We start from the raw sequence: 15,453 nt of genomic DNA, 5'->3' as shown, positions 1-15,453 counted from the left end.
TATTATATAAACAGTCTGATCAGGGAAGGTGTGGAGGAGAGTGCCAGGGCGAAATTGGGCGCCCTTCTGATGAAGCCCGCGTTCAGTCGGATGAAAGAGACTCTAGACTATGCAGAGTACGGCGGGGTTCCCCTGATCGGTATTGATGGCGTGACGATCATCGGACATGGAGGGTCTTCGGCCAAAGCGATAAAAAATGCGATATTCACCGCTGAGCGGTTTATAGAGAGTGGTATCAACGACAGGTTGAGGTCCAGAACGGAGGCGTCGGAATAAATGACCGGGAAAAGTGGTATCGGGAGCGCGAAGATAACGGGAATTGGGTACTACCTGCCTGAAAAGGTCCTTACCAATTTCGATCTTGAAAAGATGGTGGATACGACTGATGAATGGATCGTCACGAGAAGCGGAATACGTGAGAGAAGGATAGCCGCTGAACATGAAGCCGCGAGCGACCTGGCGTACGAAGCGGCCAGAATGGCGGTTGAAAAGGCTGGTATCGACGCGAAAGACGTAGATCTTATAATTGTCGCCACGGTCACTCCCGACATGTCGCTGCCATCTACCGCCTGCATAATCCAGGACAAGATTGGAGCGAAGAAGGCAGCCGCCTTCGATCTCAGCGCCGCATGTTCCGGATTTATCTACGGTGTTGCCACGGCTCAGTCCATGATCGGGATAGGCCACATAAAAAATGCCATAGTAGTTGGGGTCGAAGTCCTCTCAAGGATCATCGACTGGGAAGACAGATCGACCTGCGTACTCTTTGGTGACGGAGCGGGAGCTGTGGTCCTCGAAGCGTGCGAAAAGGGCGAAGGTATACTGGGGACATATATGCAGAGTGACGGTTCACTTGGAGATCTTCTGTACAGGCCCGGCGGGGGCACCCGGCTGCCGTTCGACGAAGAAATGATCAGGCAGAAACAGCATTTTGTGAAGATGAAGGGAGACGGCCTGTTCAAGATCGCGGTGAGGGCCATGGTAGACGCGGCGGAGAAGACACTCGATGAAGCGGGAGTGACAAAAGACGATATCGATTATCTTATTCCACACCAGGCAAACATCAGGATCATAGAAGGTGTAAGGAAAAGATTAAAACTTGAGAAGGAACAGGTCGTAGTCAATATAGACAGGGTAGGCAATACATCGTCAGCCAGCATACCTATCGCTCTCGGCGAATTGAATGAGGGTGGCACCCTGAAAAAAGGTGACCTTGTGATCATGGTCGCTTTCGGGGGCGGACTGACCTGGGGATCGATTCTTTTCAGAAACTGAGAGGGCGGGAGACGGATGTTTCCCCCCGGAACGGACAATGGAGGATAAGGTTGATGAGACCGGCAATGATATTTCCTGGACAGGGATCACAGTTCCCCGGAATGGGAAAAGATCTTGTGGGCGAGTTTCGACTTGCGGCGAAGATGTTCGAGGAAGCTGACGACACACTTGGGTTCTCGATCTCGAAACTGTGTTTCGAAGGTGAAAGTGAAGTTCTGACAGAGACGAGAAATGCCCAGCCCGCGATCCTTCTGCACAGCATCGTCGTGGCTTCGATACTGCGTGAGGAAGCAGGAATAGAGCCATCTATCGCAGCCGGGCACAGCCTCGGAGAGTATTCGGCGCTTGTCGCCTCAGGGGTGATGAAGGGAATGGACGCGCTGCAGATAGTGCGGAAAAGAGGCGAACTGATGTTTGAAGCCGGGCTGAAACAACCCGGGACAATGGCCGCGATCATAGGACTCGACAGGGAAAATGTTGAGAAAGCATGCGGCGTGGCAAGTACGGACGGGATGGTCGCCGTAGTCGCGAACATCAATTCTCCAGGGCAGATCGTTATCTCGGGACACATCGATGCCGTAGTCAAGGCTATGGAATCCGCCCAGGAGGGAGGCGCGAAAAAAACCGTCAGGCTGAACGTGAGCGGGGCCTTTCACTCGCCTCTGGTAGCTCCCGCGCAGGATGAACTGGTCGAATACATCAGGAGCTTCGAACTCGGAGACGCCGAGACAGACGTGGTCTGCAATGCCGACGCACGCGCTATCAGAAAACGCGAGGATATCATCGATGCTCTTTCCAGGCAGCTGACGAGTCCGGTACTCTGGTCCGACTCTATGAACGTGATGTGTGAGGCGTTCGAGGGCCTTATTGTGGAGTCTGGTCCGGGGAAAGTCCTGTCGGGGCTTATGAGGAGGATCGACAGAAGTCGCGAGACGGTATGTGCCGGTACAGCGGGCCAGGTCAGTGATCTGATCGGTCTGTCTGGCTGATTATAATAAATTACTTGTCGAAAACAGGGGTTTCTGATATACAGGACAATCGTTATGAAAGAACTTGAAGGAAAAACGGCAGTTGTTACGGGAGGGGGCCAGGGTATTGGCAGAGACATTGCCATGGCTCTCGGAAGGAACGGCGTCAATGTTGCAGTCATCGATGTCAATCTTGAAACCGCAGGTGAGACAGTCTCACTGTTGAAAGAAGTCGGTGTGGACGGATTGGCAGTCGAATGCAACATCGTCGATTACGAGCAGTCGCTGGAGAGATTCAGGGAGATCCTCGCGTGGAAGGACCAGGTTCATTTCCTGGTGAACAATGCCGGGATAACCCGGGACAGCCTCCTTCTGCGGATGAGCGCCGATGAATGGAAAAGTGTCATCGATGTCAATCTGACCGGTACATTCAACATCACAAAGGCCGTCACGAAGCACATGTTCAAGAAACGGTTTGGAAGGGTCGTGAACATAGCTTCCGTGATCGGACAGATGGGGAATGCCGGACAGAGTAATTACGCCGCCAGCAAGGCGGGGATCATCGGATTCACAAAATCGGTTGCCAGGGAGTTCGCCCCGAGGAATGTCACGGTGAACGCCATAGCGCCGGGATTTATCGAGACGGCGATGACCGCGGGCCTTTCTGAAGATGTGCAGGAAGGGATGCGCCGTATGATCCCGCTGGGAAAATTCGGAAAAGGCGACGATGTCGCCAATATCGTGCTTTTCCTGGTATCAGAACTTGGTAGTTACGTCACAGGACAGGTCATAAATTGTGACGGTGGAATGATCATGTCGTAGAGAACCAGAAAAACAGGAGGAAAGCTCAATGACGATCGAAGAAAGAGTAAAGAAAGTAGTAGAAGACCAGCTTTCAGTAAATCAGGACCAGATCAACCCTGATGCTTCCTTCATCGACGACCTCGGTGCCGATTCACTTGATACAGTAGAGCTCGTTATGGCTCTCGAAGAGGAATTCGGCGTAGAGATCCCCGACGAGGAAGCGGAAAAGATAACGAAGGTCGGAGAGGCAATAGACTATATCAAGGGCCACGTCTCCGAGTAGTAAAAACAGATCAACCGTGGCGAATAGCAGGAATCTGCCAGGGGGAGAAAGTGCTTAATAACGGTAGAAGAGTCGTCGTGACCGGTATGGGTGCGGTGACGCCATGTGGAAATACAGTAGAAGACAGCTGGAAGAATATAGTCGCGGGCAAACCGGGGATCACCAACGTCACCGCCTTCGACGCGTCAGCATATTCCTCACAGGTAGTCGGAGAAGTAAAGGATTTCGATCCCATCGAATTCATCGACCGCAAGGAAGCGAAGAGGATGGACAGGTATGTCCACCTGGCAATAGTCGCGTCGATAGAGGCGATGAAGGAACTCGACGGGAAGGATTTCGACAGGGAGAACTTTGCCACTGTCATAGGTTCCGGAATCGGCGGGATCCAGACATTCGAAAAGCAGCACAGAAACCTGGTCGAAAAGGGTCCTGGCAGGATCAGTCCATTTTTTATCCCGATGATGATAGCTGATATGGCGGCAGGCCTGGTCTCGATACGTTTCGGACTTACCGGCCCGAACTTCGCCACTGTCTCGGCATGCGCGTCGGGAGGAAATGGCATTGCCACTTCGTTCAATCTGATCAGGGACGGATATTCCGAGGCTGCTCTCACGGGGGGAGCCGAGGCTACGATAAGCCCGATGGCCCTGGGAGGATTTAGTTCGATGAAAGCCCTGTCGACAAGAAACGACGATCCCTTGACGGCAAGCAGGCCGTTTGAAAAGGGCCGGGACGGATTCGTCATGGCGGAAGGCGCGGGAATCGTGCTTCTGGAGGAACTCGAACATGCCAGGGCAAGGGGAGCGGAAATTTTCGCAGAACTGGTCGGAGTCGGGATGTCGGGAGACGCATACCACATGACTTCTCCTGCTCCGGGAGGAAAAGGAGCGATAAGGTCGATGCAGATGGCCCTGGACGATGCCGGGATCACTGCCGACAAGGTAGATTATATCAACGCTCACGGTACGTCGACCCAGTATAACGACAAAGCTGAATCTGAGGCCGTCGTAGAACTTTTCGGAAAAAGGGACTCGCTGCAGATCAGTTCGACAAAATCATGCACCGGGCATCTTCTCGGAGCTGCGGCTGGAATAGAGTGCATCGTTTGTGTAAAGGCTCTTCAGGAGCAGGTGATGCCTCCTACGGCGAACCTTGTCGAGATCGATCCTGACTGTGTCGCCAATCACATTCCGATCGAACCTGTAGAGAAGGATCTTGAATATGTCCTGAGTAACTCTTTCGGATTCGGCGGACATAACGTAAGTCTTCTGTTACGGAGATATGATTCATAGAGGGGTCATGGGAATCTCACTGGATTGGTTGAAGAAATTGTTCCGTTCCGGGTACAAGATGAACTCGGAACGATTTGTTTCGCTTGAGAAGAAGATCGGTTACCGGTTCACACGCACCGAACTCCTTATAGAAGCCCTCACGCACAGATCTACTCTGGGAGAACTCAAACCAGGTGAAGAAGGAATCACTTACGAGAGACTGGAGTTTCTGGGAGACTCAGTACTCGCGCTGATAACCACAGAGTTCCTGATGAGGAATCTTCCCGATGAGAATGAAGGGCAGCTTACACAGAAGAAATCACTCCTCGTCAGTCAGAGTGTGCTTACAAAAAAAGCTGAGGAGATCGCGCTTAAGGATCATGTGATTCTCAGTGATAACGCGTTCAAGGGTGGTGTGCACGGCCAGGACTCGATTCAGACAGCAGTCCTTGAATCGGTGATCGGAGCGATGTATCTCGATGGTGGTCTGGATCCTGTGAGGGATTTCATTGAAGATCTGATCCTGATCGATTTCGACGAGATAGTCGAACACAGCGACCACATAAACTACAAGAGCCATCTTCAGGAATGGACTCAGAGGAAATACAGAGGGTATCCGAAATACAGGGTAAAAGCCACGACCGGTCCGGAACACGACAAGTTGTTTCTCATCGAGGTACATGTCGGCAGTAGTGTCGTGGGCAAGGGGCGGGGGAAAAGCAAGAAAGATGCGGAGCAGATCGCTGCCAAGGAAGCCCTGAAGAAACTTCGCAGGACACACTAGAGAGGTCCAGATGGGTGATATTAAGAAAGCCAGGAATCTTCCATTTACATTCGGGTGTTCAGCGGAAGTAATATGTGAGGAATGCCAGCTTCCCTGCAATCTCGATGAGATGTCGGTCGATTGTCATCGCCGGATGTTTCTTCAAGGCATGCTCAACTGCGTCTATTTTGTGAATGGTTACTGTTTCCTCACGGAACATCCAGGTTGCGTGATGGACAATGGCGGCAAACATGACACCTACTGGCTCCAATTGTTGAGGGACTATTTTCACAATGTCGACGGCAAAGAGGAAAATGAGCAATTTCTGAAGAGCCGCGAAGAGGTCCTTAAGCTGATCGAAGCGGAAATAAACAGACAGGATGTCTTTCTGTGCCGCTATCTGGAGCAGTACTACGCGATGATCCTCGAGACCGGCGGAGGGTTGTCGGAGGAAGTCCTGTCGAAACTCGATGACGCGTATCTGTCGCTTCTGAGAGGAATCTGCCGCAAAACTGACTGAACTTCAACTGAATATCAGAACCTGTAAGCTCCCGACAGCATGATCTCGGTAAAATCACGTTTGTCGGTGAGGAAATCGGTTTTTCTCTTGAAGCTTCCATACCGAATGCCCAGGTCGAGGGCCAGCACATCGTCCACTATGCCGCCTATACCCAGAGTAAAGAACTGACGATCGTCTTCTATTGTGACAAAATCGTATTCAGTGACTATGCCCCATTCAGCAGGAGTATCTATTACATAAGTGATCTCGTCCATTCCCTGCATGGCGAGAGGAATCCAGGAATAGCCGCCCCGGATGCTCATCGTGCTGCCTGGAACCGTGAATTCCGCGCCTAGCGAATAACTGAATGAGGATTCGATGACATCGCGCATCGGGTCGAGTTCACTCGAAAGGTTCAGGTTGTTATATTCGACCTGGGAAAAATCGCACCAGGTGACGTCTGCCGCGAGCAGAAGGTCTCCCGCTGAAAAGGAGATGCCGCCGGTGAATTTCATCGGGATAGTGAATTCGTCCTCAATATAATAATATTCGTTGTCCGTGGTCCATCCATATCCGTCCGGGAATGTGCCTGTGTAGGAATTTTCGCCATCTCCGTCATAGTAGAGCTTGGCTGGTGTCGACATGGTCAAGCCAGCCTTGATATAGTCACTGAGCCAGAGCATGACTCCCACTTCAATGCTGACTCCAGTGAGTTCAGCGGATCCATTGTCGGACAGTGTGTAGGATGAATCCGATGATCCATGGGTGTAATCAACAGTCTCATTGAAATCGACTGACGAATTCCAGAGTACGAGGCTTGCTCCAAAGGCGATCTTCGGGGTCAATTCGACTCCCACGCCCAATCTGTACTGATAGATCGAGCCGGACTGTTTAAAGGAGTTCATGATCGTTCCCTCAAGATCCATTCTCGAAGCGTTTCTGATATATTCAAGATCTGAAGAAGAGACCCGGAATACACCTATTCCCAGTACGGCAGAATCGTAGTACGAGTCGAGGGGGACCGCATAGGCAAGATGTCCGATCGAAGTGTAGGAATTGTCGTTTGCCGCTCTGTACACGTCATAAATGGCATCTATTTTTACTTGCCGGTGATGTATCCCGAAAGAGATCTCTCTGTCTTTTATCTGGGTCAGCCCGGCCGGGTTATAGAGGATAGCAAAGGCATCGTCACTGACGGCGGTATAGGCAGACCCCATTCCCATGGGCCTTCCGCCTGTTCCCCCGGCATCAAGTAGCGAAAGTCTTTCGAGGGACAGAAGTCCCATTAGCTGTGCCTCGGCAGGTGCATGGCAGACAACGACCATGATAATTACGAGAAAAACTACTGACATCCTCTTATGGATCTTCATCATCGACTCCTTCCGGTCGCTGACATAATGCAGGGGTGCACATGATTTCAGCTAGAAGCATAGAATATATTCCTGTAGTTGTCAATGACGACAAGGCATGATAACCACACCTGTTTGTTACAGAAATTCGAGTTCTGGAAGGGTATAATCAAGTCCTGCGGATAGACCCTCAGGCCGGCGATCCGGAAATAAAGAGTGTCATGGTCGACAAAGAGGTCAAAGATATGTATATTGACCCGACAACATGATTGCCGGCAGGTTTAACGGGTTTGCCTGAATAGGCCCGTTAAGGTATTATATAGATGTCGAATGAAAGGTTGCAGTGTTGAGACTGAAATCGTTGATACTGGTAGTTGCGCTGATGGCCATTCCGGGAACAGGCATTTTCGGAGAGACCGGCGAGTCGCTCAGATATTTTCTCAATGGATCCTTTTACGAGATGAACAGGGATCTTACCAAAGCATATTCATATTTCATAATGGCTGAAAAATCGGCTCCGGGTGACGAAGATATCCAGCTTGCGCTGGCCCGCGTGACTTTCGATCTGGGGAAATTTGACGAGGCCAGAAAATATGCCGGGAGAATAGCTGGCTCCGGCAGGGTAGGTGCCAAGGGCACACTGATCCTTGCCGAGACTGAGTACAGGCAGGGGAATACAAAAAGGGCCGTAAGACTTCTCGATAGTGTCAAGGATGAGGAAAATATACCACGCTTTGAAGTACACAAGTTTCTCGCGAGGATATATCTGGAATCAGGTGATGTAGAAAAGGCGCGTGGGGTCCTGGAATCCGCGAGGGAGATCAACCCACTTGACCTCTACGTAAACTACAGACTTGGGTTTATTTATGCGGAAGCAGATGAGATCGACAATGCCATCGAGTCGTTCCGTGGTGCGGTCAGATCAAATCCATCCGTATCGAGTGCGCACCTCGCTCTTGCCTCCATGCTTCACCACAAGGGACTGCGAGACGAGGCCAAGGAAGAATTCACCATAGCCGTAGAGCTCGATCCGGATAACAGGGCCGCGATCGAGGATCTGTCGGAGTTGTATTACGAGGACGGAGATTTCAGGTCTGGAGCGGATCTGCTTGGGCCGATCTTCGAAAGAGGGAACCTGGACGAGTCGGGAAAGATCAATCTCGGACGGTTCTATTATCAGCTGAAGGAATATGACAAGGCTCTCGAGGTCTTTACAAAACTGCTTTCATCCACAGGCGAGCGGCCCGCCATCCTTCGGGTGATCTCGGAGATCGAGTTGGGGAAAGGGCGATTAAGGAAAGCCGAGGTTCATCTCAAGAGATTGATCGATGTCGAGCCGGAAAACTTTACTAACTATATCGGCCTTCTACTGATCTCATTCGGGTTGGCTGGTGAACCTTCCGATCCCGGAGAAGAGCCTTTGATCTCTCCGGCCGAGGGTCGGGCGGTCCTGAAAGAAGCTGTCAAGCGGCATGACAAGAGTTCAGCCAATGACAATTATATGCTTGGATCGATATACAGGAAGATAGATGACAGAAAGCGGGCCCTGGACTTCCTGCTCCAGGCGGAGAAGTTACAGCCTGGAGATCAGAGGATACTGCTGGAGATCGCGTCTCTGTTCGAAGATATGGAGGAATATGAAAAGGCTCTGGAGAGAGTACGGTTTCTTTACGAGATCTCGCCGGACGACCCTTCGATAAGTAATTTTTATGGATATCTGCTGGCCCAGAAGGGTGACAGGCTTGGTTTTGCGGAAGAACTGCTCATCTCAGCGATTCAGAAGGAACCGGAGAACGGCTATTTTCTCGACAGTCTGGGGTGGATAAAGTACCGTAAAGGCGAATACGAGAAGGCCAGGGAGATATTCATCGAAGCTGTGACCTTTGTGGAAGGTGATCCAATCATATGGGAGCATCTCGGTGATACTTATTTCAAGCTGAACCTGTTTACAGATGCTGAGGAGGCGTACTCGAGATCCGTCGTGATCGATCCCGATAAGCCCGAGGTTCAGGGTAAACTACAGAAAGCGAAAAAGGCCGCGATGAATGAAGACTGATTCCTCACCTGTATATCTGATTCTGATCACAGCCATTCTCGTCCTGTGTGGATGTGCTGTCCTTCCGTCCGGAAAGGCAATTCCGTCCGGGGATGCTGAGGTCAGGTACCCGGTGCTTCCCGTTGAAGATGTGCTTGTCATAACATGCAAGGTCAGGATAGACCTTCCAAAGTACAGAGTAAGGGGAAGCTGCAGGATATCGAGGTTTCCCGACAGTACCCTGCAGATCGATTTTCTGCATTCGAGCCTTTTCGGTTCATACAGGGAAGACGCCACTATATTTATAGACGGCGAGTCGATCGTCATCCAGGACCACGAGCGGGGAAAGATCTATGATACCGGGACGACACTTTCAATGCTCGAGGAACATTTCGGATTCAGGATATTCGCAGACGATATCGCATATCTGCTTCTACTGGCCGAACCGCCGGGAGAGAGAGGTCCGACAGCAGGGGCAATATCAGAAGAAGTAAACGCTGATACGGGCGACTGGAGAGGTAGAAAGCTCTCAGTATCCTGTGGAGAGAATGGGTTACCGGTATCGTTCAGGCAATGTATGGTAGCCGCAACCATTTGTTATAATACGAGATACGGATATGGTAGGCACTCCGGGTACCCCGAGAAAATCGTCATCGAGAACGAATCAGGTCCGGAAAGGATGTCCCTGGAGGTGAGAGAAGTCAAAGAAGAAGTATTGACATTGGATTGAGGGACCTGGAAAATATTCATAAATGTGGAAATTGTTGGAACTTGGTTTTCGGACAGGGGTATCAATCATTGGAAGACGACAGGACAGGAGATGATGGATTGAACCTGCACGGACAGCTGAAGAGCGGACGGGACAGTCTGGTAGAGCTGACTGACGAGGATCTGATACTGAAGGTCCAGGAAGGCCAGAACCAGGCGTTCGACATTCTTGTGGGTAGATACAAGAACAGGCTTTACGCCTACTTGTTCCGCCTTCTCGGTAACGAGAGCGAAGCCGAGGAATTCGCGCAGGAGGCATTTGTCAGGGCGTATATGCATGCCGACAAGTACAAGCCTATTGCGAAGTTTTCCACATGGCTATATACGATAGCCACGAACCTGGTCCGGAACAGGATCAGGAATATCAAGAGAAGACCCAGAATGGTCAGTATGTGGTCCGACGATCAGGGTGGGGGCGATGGAAGATGGGTCGACCTGAAGGATGACGCTCCAAGCCCCGAAGATTCAATGGACCAGAGGAAGTTGAAAGAATTGATACAGGAAGCGGTTGAAAAGATCCCCGTCAAGTATCGTCCCTCTTTCGTGCTGAGAGAGATCAATGGGCTGACCTACGAGGAGATCGCTGCCGCGACCGGGCTGAAGCTTGGAACCGTCCGGTCAAGGATCAACAGGGGAAGGGCACATTTTAAGAAAGCCGTAACGCCTCTCCTGGGTGACGACAACAGATTCAAGGAGATCCCACGATGAGATGCAGAAAAGCGAAAGAATACATCCTGAAAAACAGGGACGGGTTGCTCACTGAAGTGGAAAAGATACAGCTTCAGCACCATCTGGAGATCTGTCTCGAATGCGCAAGGTATGCGCAGGAGATAGAAGAATGTCTAGGCATGTTGAGTGATCTGCCGGATATGGAAGTATCCGAAAGTTTTGAATGGAACCTCAAGCGCAGGATAGCATTCGAGAAAACAAGAGTGATGAGGACTCAGGCCGGAGCGGTGTTCGGAGATTCCGGGTGGGGGCCAAGGTTTATCGCGGGGATGGCGGCGACGATCGTCATAGTGCTTGCGGGTGCGTGGTTTTTCTTCGGCGATCACTTTGGAGGCCAGAACCCGGCAGTCTCGGAGAACACGAATCTCGCAAGGCAGAATTCATCAACTGTACCGGTGGATGGCCAGGGGATAGATATCAATTACACACGCAGCGGATATCCCGCAGGGATCAGGATGGTCTCCGATGATTTTATGGGTAGGAATCCAGGGGAGAGTTATTCCAGGCAGAGCCCATTTTCACTGGAATCTGAAAGAAAACTCGAATATCTCGTGAAAGAGAACGAAGTCCTGCGAGAGTACGTGGAGTATTACAAGAGGGAGAATGTCCATCTGAAGAAGCTCCTGCTTCAGAGAAGTTCGAAACGCTGAGATCGATCCTGTAGTTACCGAAATAGAGATGATGAAAAGGGACAGACGAATCTGTCCCTTTTTTCTTGATGAGGATCGACTCAAGGTCTATTTTATAGGTGGAGGTGGGCATGAGAAATATACTTGGTTCATTACTGGTGATCCTGATCCTTTCTGTTTCCTGTAACAAGAGTACGGTTTTTCCGCCAGCTGGTTCATACAGCGATGTAGTGCTTGTGACCGAGACCGGAGAGCCGGGTGGTGTGAACGACCTGATCATCAAAAGGTTGCAGCATCATGTGGACTACTACACGAAGATGGAGATCCAGTTCAAGCTCAGGATGATAAAGTCGAGAGATGTCAGACGGGAGCCCCCGACAAAGAACATGGTGATCTGCGGTGTAGTCAGGAAGGGCGAGACGGGAAGGGTGATCGAGAGTTTTATCGGGACCAACGAGGTCAGAAATGTCCTGGAAGGTAGAACACACATATTCAAGAAACTCGATTATCCATATTCGGGCCAACTGACAGTCATCGTGACTGCATCATCCGAAGAACGTCTGAAAAAAGTGATAACGAACAACGGGCAGATAATCAGGGATATCATAGAAGAAGCGAACAGGGACCGGTTGAGGGATTACCTTCTTACAAAGGAAAAGACGGAAGTCACCTCGAGGCTCAAGGGCCAGTATGGATTCACGTTGAGAATACCATTTCTCTATGAAGTGCTTCAGGAACGGAACGATGTTCCTGCCATAGAGATAATTCGACGCGAACCACACAGGGGCATTACGATATCCTGGCAGCATTGGGGGAAGAGGGGGATCTCCCTGGCCGATTCATCAAAATTCTATGAGATCAGGTCGGATCTCGCGTGGAAGATGTACGACAAGGACGTGATGAGAAGGGACATAGTGTTTTTCCATGAGGACAGACTGGGTCCTTACGAAACAATGAGGATGGATGGGTACTGGGAAAATTCCGAGGATACGTTTGGAGGGCCATTCTCCTGCTTCTTCATCTACGACAGGGCACGCAAGCGACTCTGGATAGTGGACTGCGTCGTGTATGGTCCTGGATTCGACAAACATATACTGCTGCGCGAATTGAGGGCGGTCGTGGAAACGTTCAAGACCGGTTGAAAAGCGACTGATACCAAATGCTTGACATCGACCCAACTGCTTTGTTAGCCTAGCCGTGTTCGATGATCATTAAAAGGATGGATGAGATGACTGGCGATATCAGCGAAGAAATCAGGCAGATGTCAGAAAGATACAGGGAGTCGCCCGGGTCGAGGCTGTTCGCCCCACTGGCTGACGCTTACAGGAAGAGTGGGCTTGTAGACAAGGCGATAGAGCTCTGCGAAGAAGGGCTCGAGAAATTTCCCGAGTATGCGAGTGCTCATGTCATCCTCGGTAAATGTTTTTATGACAAGGGCGCTACCGAACGGTCGAAGGACGAGTTCGACATGGTGTTGGGGCTGGATTCAGAAAACATGGTAGCATTGAAATTTCTTGGAGACATATTCCTTGGGGAAGACAAGTATGAAGAAGCCAGAGAACATTACAGCAGACTCCTGGCGATAGATCCCACGAATGAGTCAGTGCAGAATGCCCTCGAAGAGATGGAGAAGGAATTTCATGTAAGAGAGATAGACCTTCAGAAGGATGAATCGATAAAGATAATCGAAAGGCCCGCTGAGATCGCAACAATGACACTTGCGGGGATCTATGCTTCCCAGGGGTATTATTCCAAAGCTCTGAGGATGTACCGTGATATCCTGGAGACGGAACCGGACAGTGAAGAAGTCAGCAAGATGATCGAGAAACTAGAATCGATCATGGATTCCTCGGAGAAGGAACGTGAGGAGACATTTGACGATGAAGTGCTGACGATATCTGTCGATGATGTGAGCAGTGAGGTAGTCGAAAACACATCAGGGCACGGAGGGGGCGTGACGGAGGCTGACGGAGAGTCGGCCGAGCACCCGCCTGAAGAAGAGATTCACGATGAGCAGGAAGATGTGAATACCGGGAAAGATAATGTTGAAAATGAAGATGAGGATGGCCCCGAAGAGATGGACCACTTTCAACGATGGCTTCGTAACATGGAGGAGCGGAGCGGTAAGGAACCGGGGCAGGATACCTGAAAGGAAAAGAATTGGCGGACACCAGCAATTTCAGAAACGGACTCATAATGAGGATGGGCAGGCAACTTTACTCTATAGTGGAGTTCCAGCACGTAAAACCGGGCAAGGGGCCGGCGTTCGTCAGGACCAAGCTCAAGAAGATCCCCGAAGGATCTGTCGTGGACAAGACTTTCAGGTCCGGAGAGAAGATCGAGGAAGTAAGGATCGTGAGGCACAAATACCAGTACCTCTATAATTCGGACGATTTTTATTACATGATGGATGTGGAGACATACGAGCAGATCCCCCTCTCACGTGAACTGCTCAAGGATGTAATTCCCTATCTCAAGGAGAACACAGAGATCTCGGTCCTTATGGACGGAACGAGCCCCCTTGATGTCGAACTGCCCACTTTCGTAGAGCTGGCTGTCGCGGAGACTGAACCGGGAGTCAGGGGAGATACGGCGCAGGGCGGTTCTAAAAGCGCGAAGCTCGAGACAGGCGCGGTGGTCACTGTTCCTCTCTTTATCGAGATCGGAGACATACTGAAGGTGGATACGAGGACCGGACGCTATATTGAGCGGGCATAGGGGAATATAGTGATACTGCGAGACATGATAATGGAACTTGTATCGATCCTCAAGAGCGAGGATCTTGACGAGATAGAGGTCAGGACATTATGGCGTACTGTCAGGGTTGCCAGGCGTTCACAGAAGGTATCCGCGTCCCCTGAGACAATCGTGTCCGCGCCTTCCCCCGCAGTTCCAGCGATCGAAGACATGACGACTCCCGTGCCGAAGCCAGAGCCTGTTTCCGGGAAGGACACGGAGGAGAAAGAACAGCCCGGGGCCCGGGAACTTACTCCTGCCGGGACAGACGAAGGGATGGAAGAGATTGTTTCTCCTATGGTTGGCACATTCTACTCCTCTCCAGGCCCTGACATCGACGCTTTCGTTACGCCCGGGCAGCATGTCGAAGTGGGGCAGGTCATATGTATTATCGAAGCGATGAAGCTGATGAATGAGGTAGAAGCCGAGAAAAGTGGTACGATCAAAAAAATACTCGTCAATAACTCCCAGCCAGTCGAATTCGGTCAGCCGCTTTTTTTGATCGAATCGGCCTGATATTTGCAATCAATCTTCAATATGCAGTTTATCCGTGAATGACGTTATCAAATGCAATGTCATCGCTCGGAATGCGTATATATTTGAGACCCCGTCGAGGGGAAAACTGGTCTGCTACGATTGGAAGGGTATCATCGCATGAATATCAAGAACATTCTGGAAGCCGTGATCTCAAAAGGTGGTTCGGATCTTCATCTGAAGGCGGGGATTCCACCCGTTGTGAGGGTGGATGGAAAACTTGTCCATCTCGATTTCGACCGACCCAGTCCAAAAGACATGGAAGAGATATCCGACCAGATACTTACAACGGGACAAAAAGAGAAGTTCAAGAAGACCCGGGAAGTTGACTTTGCATTTGGAGTGTCCGGTCTGGCAAGATTCAGAGCGAACTTCTACGTACAGCGTGGGTCGATAGCGATGGTATTCAGGCATGTACCAGTTGAGATAAAGTCACTGGACGAACTGGGACTTCCCGAAGTGCTGAAGGATCTTTCTCTCAAGCAGAGGGGGCTGATCTTCGTCACCGGTACCGTGGGAAGTGGAAAGTCAACGACACTTGCCGCGATGGTGAGAGAGATAAACGAAAAAACCAATAAAAACGTGATCACGATCGAGGATCCGATAGAGTTTCTTCATCACGATATAAAGAGTATAATCAACCAGAGAGAGATCGGTACAGATACCTCGTCGTTTCACGAAGCTCTCAGGCATATTCTGAGGCAGGATCCCGATGTCATCCTGGTGGGAGAGATCCGGGACGCGTTGACCATGGAGATCGCTCTCATGGCTGCCGATACGGGGCACCTCGTCTTCTCCACGCTTCATACG

The 15,453-nt window shown here is 50.7% G+C and carries 18 protein-coding genes; 17 read left to right on the top strand and 1 reads right to left on the bottom strand.

Going from position 1 to position 15,453, the window contains the following annotated elements; genetic code table 11:
* From KOO63_16660 to KOO63_16625, 8 genes are all read left to right on the top strand, one after another.
* The coding region (locus KOO63_16660; protein ID MBU8923450.1) for a hypothetical protein at positions 1-276 on the top strand (276 nt) is incomplete at its 5' end.
* A complete protein-coding gene (locus KOO63_16655) occupies positions 277-1,275 on the top strand; it encodes a ketoacyl-ACP synthase III (GenBank protein MBU8923449.1) in 999 nt (332 codons plus the stop codon). It begins immediately after the preceding gene.
* 53 nt (positions 1,276-1,328) lie between these two features.
* Entirely contained in the window at positions 1,329-2,264 is a 936-nt protein-coding gene (gene fabD, locus KOO63_16650) for an ACP S-malonyltransferase (protein ID MBU8923448.1), read from the top strand.
* Positions 2,265-2,318: 54 nt separating this feature from the next.
* Positions 2,319-3,065, top strand: a complete 747-nt coding sequence (gene fabG / locus KOO63_16645; GenBank protein MBU8923447.1) for a 3-oxoacyl-[acyl-carrier-protein] reductase — start codon at positions 2,319-2,321, stop codon at positions 3,063-3,065.
* A gap of 28 nt (positions 3,066-3,093) precedes the next feature.
* On the top strand, positions 3,094-3,330 hold the full coding sequence (acpP, locus tag KOO63_16640; protein ID MBU8923446.1) for an acyl carrier protein: 237 nt from the start codon (positions 3,094-3,096) through the stop codon (positions 3,328-3,330).
* 86 nt (positions 3,331-3,416) lie between these two features.
* Positions 3,417-4,622 carry a beta-ketoacyl-ACP synthase II gene (gene fabF, locus KOO63_16635; protein MBU8923445.1) on the top strand — a complete coding sequence of 402 codons (1,206 nt, stop codon included), beginning with the start codon at positions 3,417-3,419 and terminating at the stop codon, positions 4,620-4,622.
* Between the two features lie 7 nt (positions 4,623-4,629).
* Positions 4,630-5,385 carry a ribonuclease III gene (gene rnc, locus KOO63_16630; GenBank protein MBU8923444.1) on the top strand — a complete coding sequence of 252 codons (756 nt, stop codon included), beginning with the start codon at positions 4,630-4,632 and terminating at the stop codon, positions 5,383-5,385.
* 10 nt (positions 5,386-5,395) lie between these two features.
* Positions 5,396-5,884 carry a hypothetical protein gene (locus KOO63_16625; GenBank protein ID MBU8923443.1) on the top strand — a complete coding sequence of 163 codons (489 nt, stop codon included), beginning with the start codon at positions 5,396-5,398 and terminating at the stop codon, positions 5,882-5,884.
* A gap of 14 nt (positions 5,885-5,898) precedes the next feature.
* On the opposite strand, the gene KOO63_16620 is transcribed toward KOO63_16625, so the two are convergent.
* A complete protein-coding gene (locus KOO63_16620; GenBank protein MBU8923442.1) occupies positions 5,899-7,236 on the bottom strand; it encodes an outer membrane protein transport protein in 1,338 nt (445 codons plus the stop codon).
* 322 nt (positions 7,237-7,558) lie between these two features.
* Between KOO63_16620 and KOO63_16615 the strand changes: the two genes are divergently transcribed.
* The 9 genes from KOO63_16615 to KOO63_16575 all read left to right on the top strand — a co-directional run.
* Positions 7,559-9,268, top strand: a complete 1,710-nt coding sequence (locus tag KOO63_16615; GenBank protein MBU8923441.1) for a tetratricopeptide repeat protein — start codon at positions 7,559-7,561, stop codon at positions 9,266-9,268.
* The gene (locus KOO63_16610) at positions 9,258-9,977 is read left to right on the top strand and encodes a hypothetical protein (GenBank protein ID MBU8923440.1); all 720 of its coding nucleotides are present in this window, start codon (positions 9,258-9,260) and stop codon (positions 9,975-9,977) included. Before KOO63_16615 ends, KOO63_16610 begins: the two co-directional genes overlap by 11 nt.
* Before the next feature lie 68 nt (positions 9,978-10,045).
* Complete coding sequence (locus KOO63_16605) at positions 10,046-10,723, top strand: sigma-70 family RNA polymerase sigma factor (protein MBU8923439.1); 678 nt, start codon at positions 10,046-10,048, stop codon at positions 10,721-10,723.
* Positions 10,720-11,394 carry a zf-HC2 domain-containing protein gene (locus KOO63_16600; protein ID MBU8923438.1) on the top strand — a complete coding sequence of 225 codons (675 nt, stop codon included), beginning with the start codon at positions 10,720-10,722 and terminating at the stop codon, positions 11,392-11,394. Before KOO63_16605 ends, KOO63_16600 begins: the two co-directional genes overlap by 4 nt.
* A 110-nt stretch (positions 11,395-11,504) precedes the next feature.
* A complete protein-coding gene (locus tag KOO63_16595; GenBank protein MBU8923437.1) occupies positions 11,505-12,515 on the top strand; it encodes a DUF4837 family protein in 1,011 nt (336 codons plus the stop codon).
* Between the two features lie 86 nt (positions 12,516-12,601).
* Positions 12,602-13,522: a tetratricopeptide repeat protein gene (locus KOO63_16590; protein ID MBU8923436.1), complete on the top strand. Its 921-nt coding sequence runs from the start codon at positions 12,602-12,604 to the stop codon at positions 13,520-13,522.
* An 11-nt stretch (positions 13,523-13,533) separates the two neighbouring features.
* On the top strand, positions 13,534-14,091 hold the full coding sequence (gene efp, locus KOO63_16585) for an elongation factor P (protein ID MBU8923435.1): 558 nt from the start codon (positions 13,534-13,536) through the stop codon (positions 14,089-14,091).
* A gap of 9 nt (positions 14,092-14,100) precedes the next feature.
* Positions 14,101-14,625 (top strand): acetyl-CoA carboxylase biotin carboxyl carrier protein, encoded by a 525-nt coding sequence (gene accB / locus KOO63_16580; GenBank protein MBU8923434.1) that lies wholly within the window; start codon positions 14,101-14,103, stop codon positions 14,623-14,625.
* A gap of 138 nt (positions 14,626-14,763) precedes the next feature.
* On the top strand, positions 14,764-15,453 hold a 690-nt coding region (locus KOO63_16575), incomplete at its 3' end, for a PilT/PilU family type 4a pilus ATPase (protein ID MBU8923433.1).

It is taken from the genome of Candidatus Latescibacterota bacterium (assembly GCA_019038625.1).
Taxonomy (GTDB): domain Bacteria; phylum Krumholzibacteriota; class Krumholzibacteriia; order Krumholzibacteriales; family Krumholzibacteriaceae; genus JAGLYV01.
This window is presented reverse-complemented; position numbering and strand designations above follow the sequence as displayed.

Bases quoted from the DNA above. Each gene is read 5' to 3' on its own strand.
- KOO63_16655 (MBU8923449.1), top strand. From the start codon at position 277: ATGACCGGGAAAAGTGGTATCGGGAGCGCGAAGATAACGGGAATTGGG.
- fabD (MBU8923448.1), top strand. From the start codon at position 1,329: ATGAGACCGGCAATGATATTTCCTGGACAGGGATCACAGTTCCCCGGA.
- fabG (MBU8923447.1), top strand. From the start codon at position 2,319: ATGAAAGAACTTGAAGGAAAAACGGCAGTTGTTACGGGAGGGGGCCAG.
- acpP (MBU8923446.1), top strand. From the start codon at position 3,094: ATGACGATCGAAGAAAGAGTAAAGAAAGTAGTAGAAGACCAGCTTTCA.
- fabF (MBU8923445.1), top strand. From the start codon at position 3,417: ATGGGTGCGGTGACGCCATGTGGAAATACAGTAGAAGACAGCTGGAAG.
- rnc (MBU8923444.1), top strand. From the start codon at position 4,630: ATGGGAATCTCACTGGATTGGTTGAAGAAATTGTTCCGTTCCGGGTAC.
- KOO63_16625 (MBU8923443.1), top strand. From the start codon at position 5,396: ATGGGTGATATTAAGAAAGCCAGGAATCTTCCATTTACATTCGGGTGT.
- KOO63_16620 (MBU8923442.1), bottom strand. From the start codon at position 7,236: ATGATGAAGATCCATAAGAGGATGTCAGTAGTTTTTCTCGTAATTATC.
- KOO63_16610 (MBU8923440.1), top strand. From the start codon at position 9,258: ATGAAGACTGATTCCTCACCTGTATATCTGATTCTGATCACAGCCATT.
- KOO63_16600 (MBU8923438.1), top strand. From the start codon at position 10,720: ATGAGATGCAGAAAAGCGAAAGAATACATCCTGAAAAACAGGGACGGG.
- KOO63_16595 (MBU8923437.1), top strand. From the start codon at position 11,505: ATGAGAAATATACTTGGTTCATTACTGGTGATCCTGATCCTTTCTGTT.
- KOO63_16590 (MBU8923436.1), top strand. From the start codon at position 12,602: ATGACTGGCGATATCAGCGAAGAAATCAGGCAGATGTCAGAAAGATAC.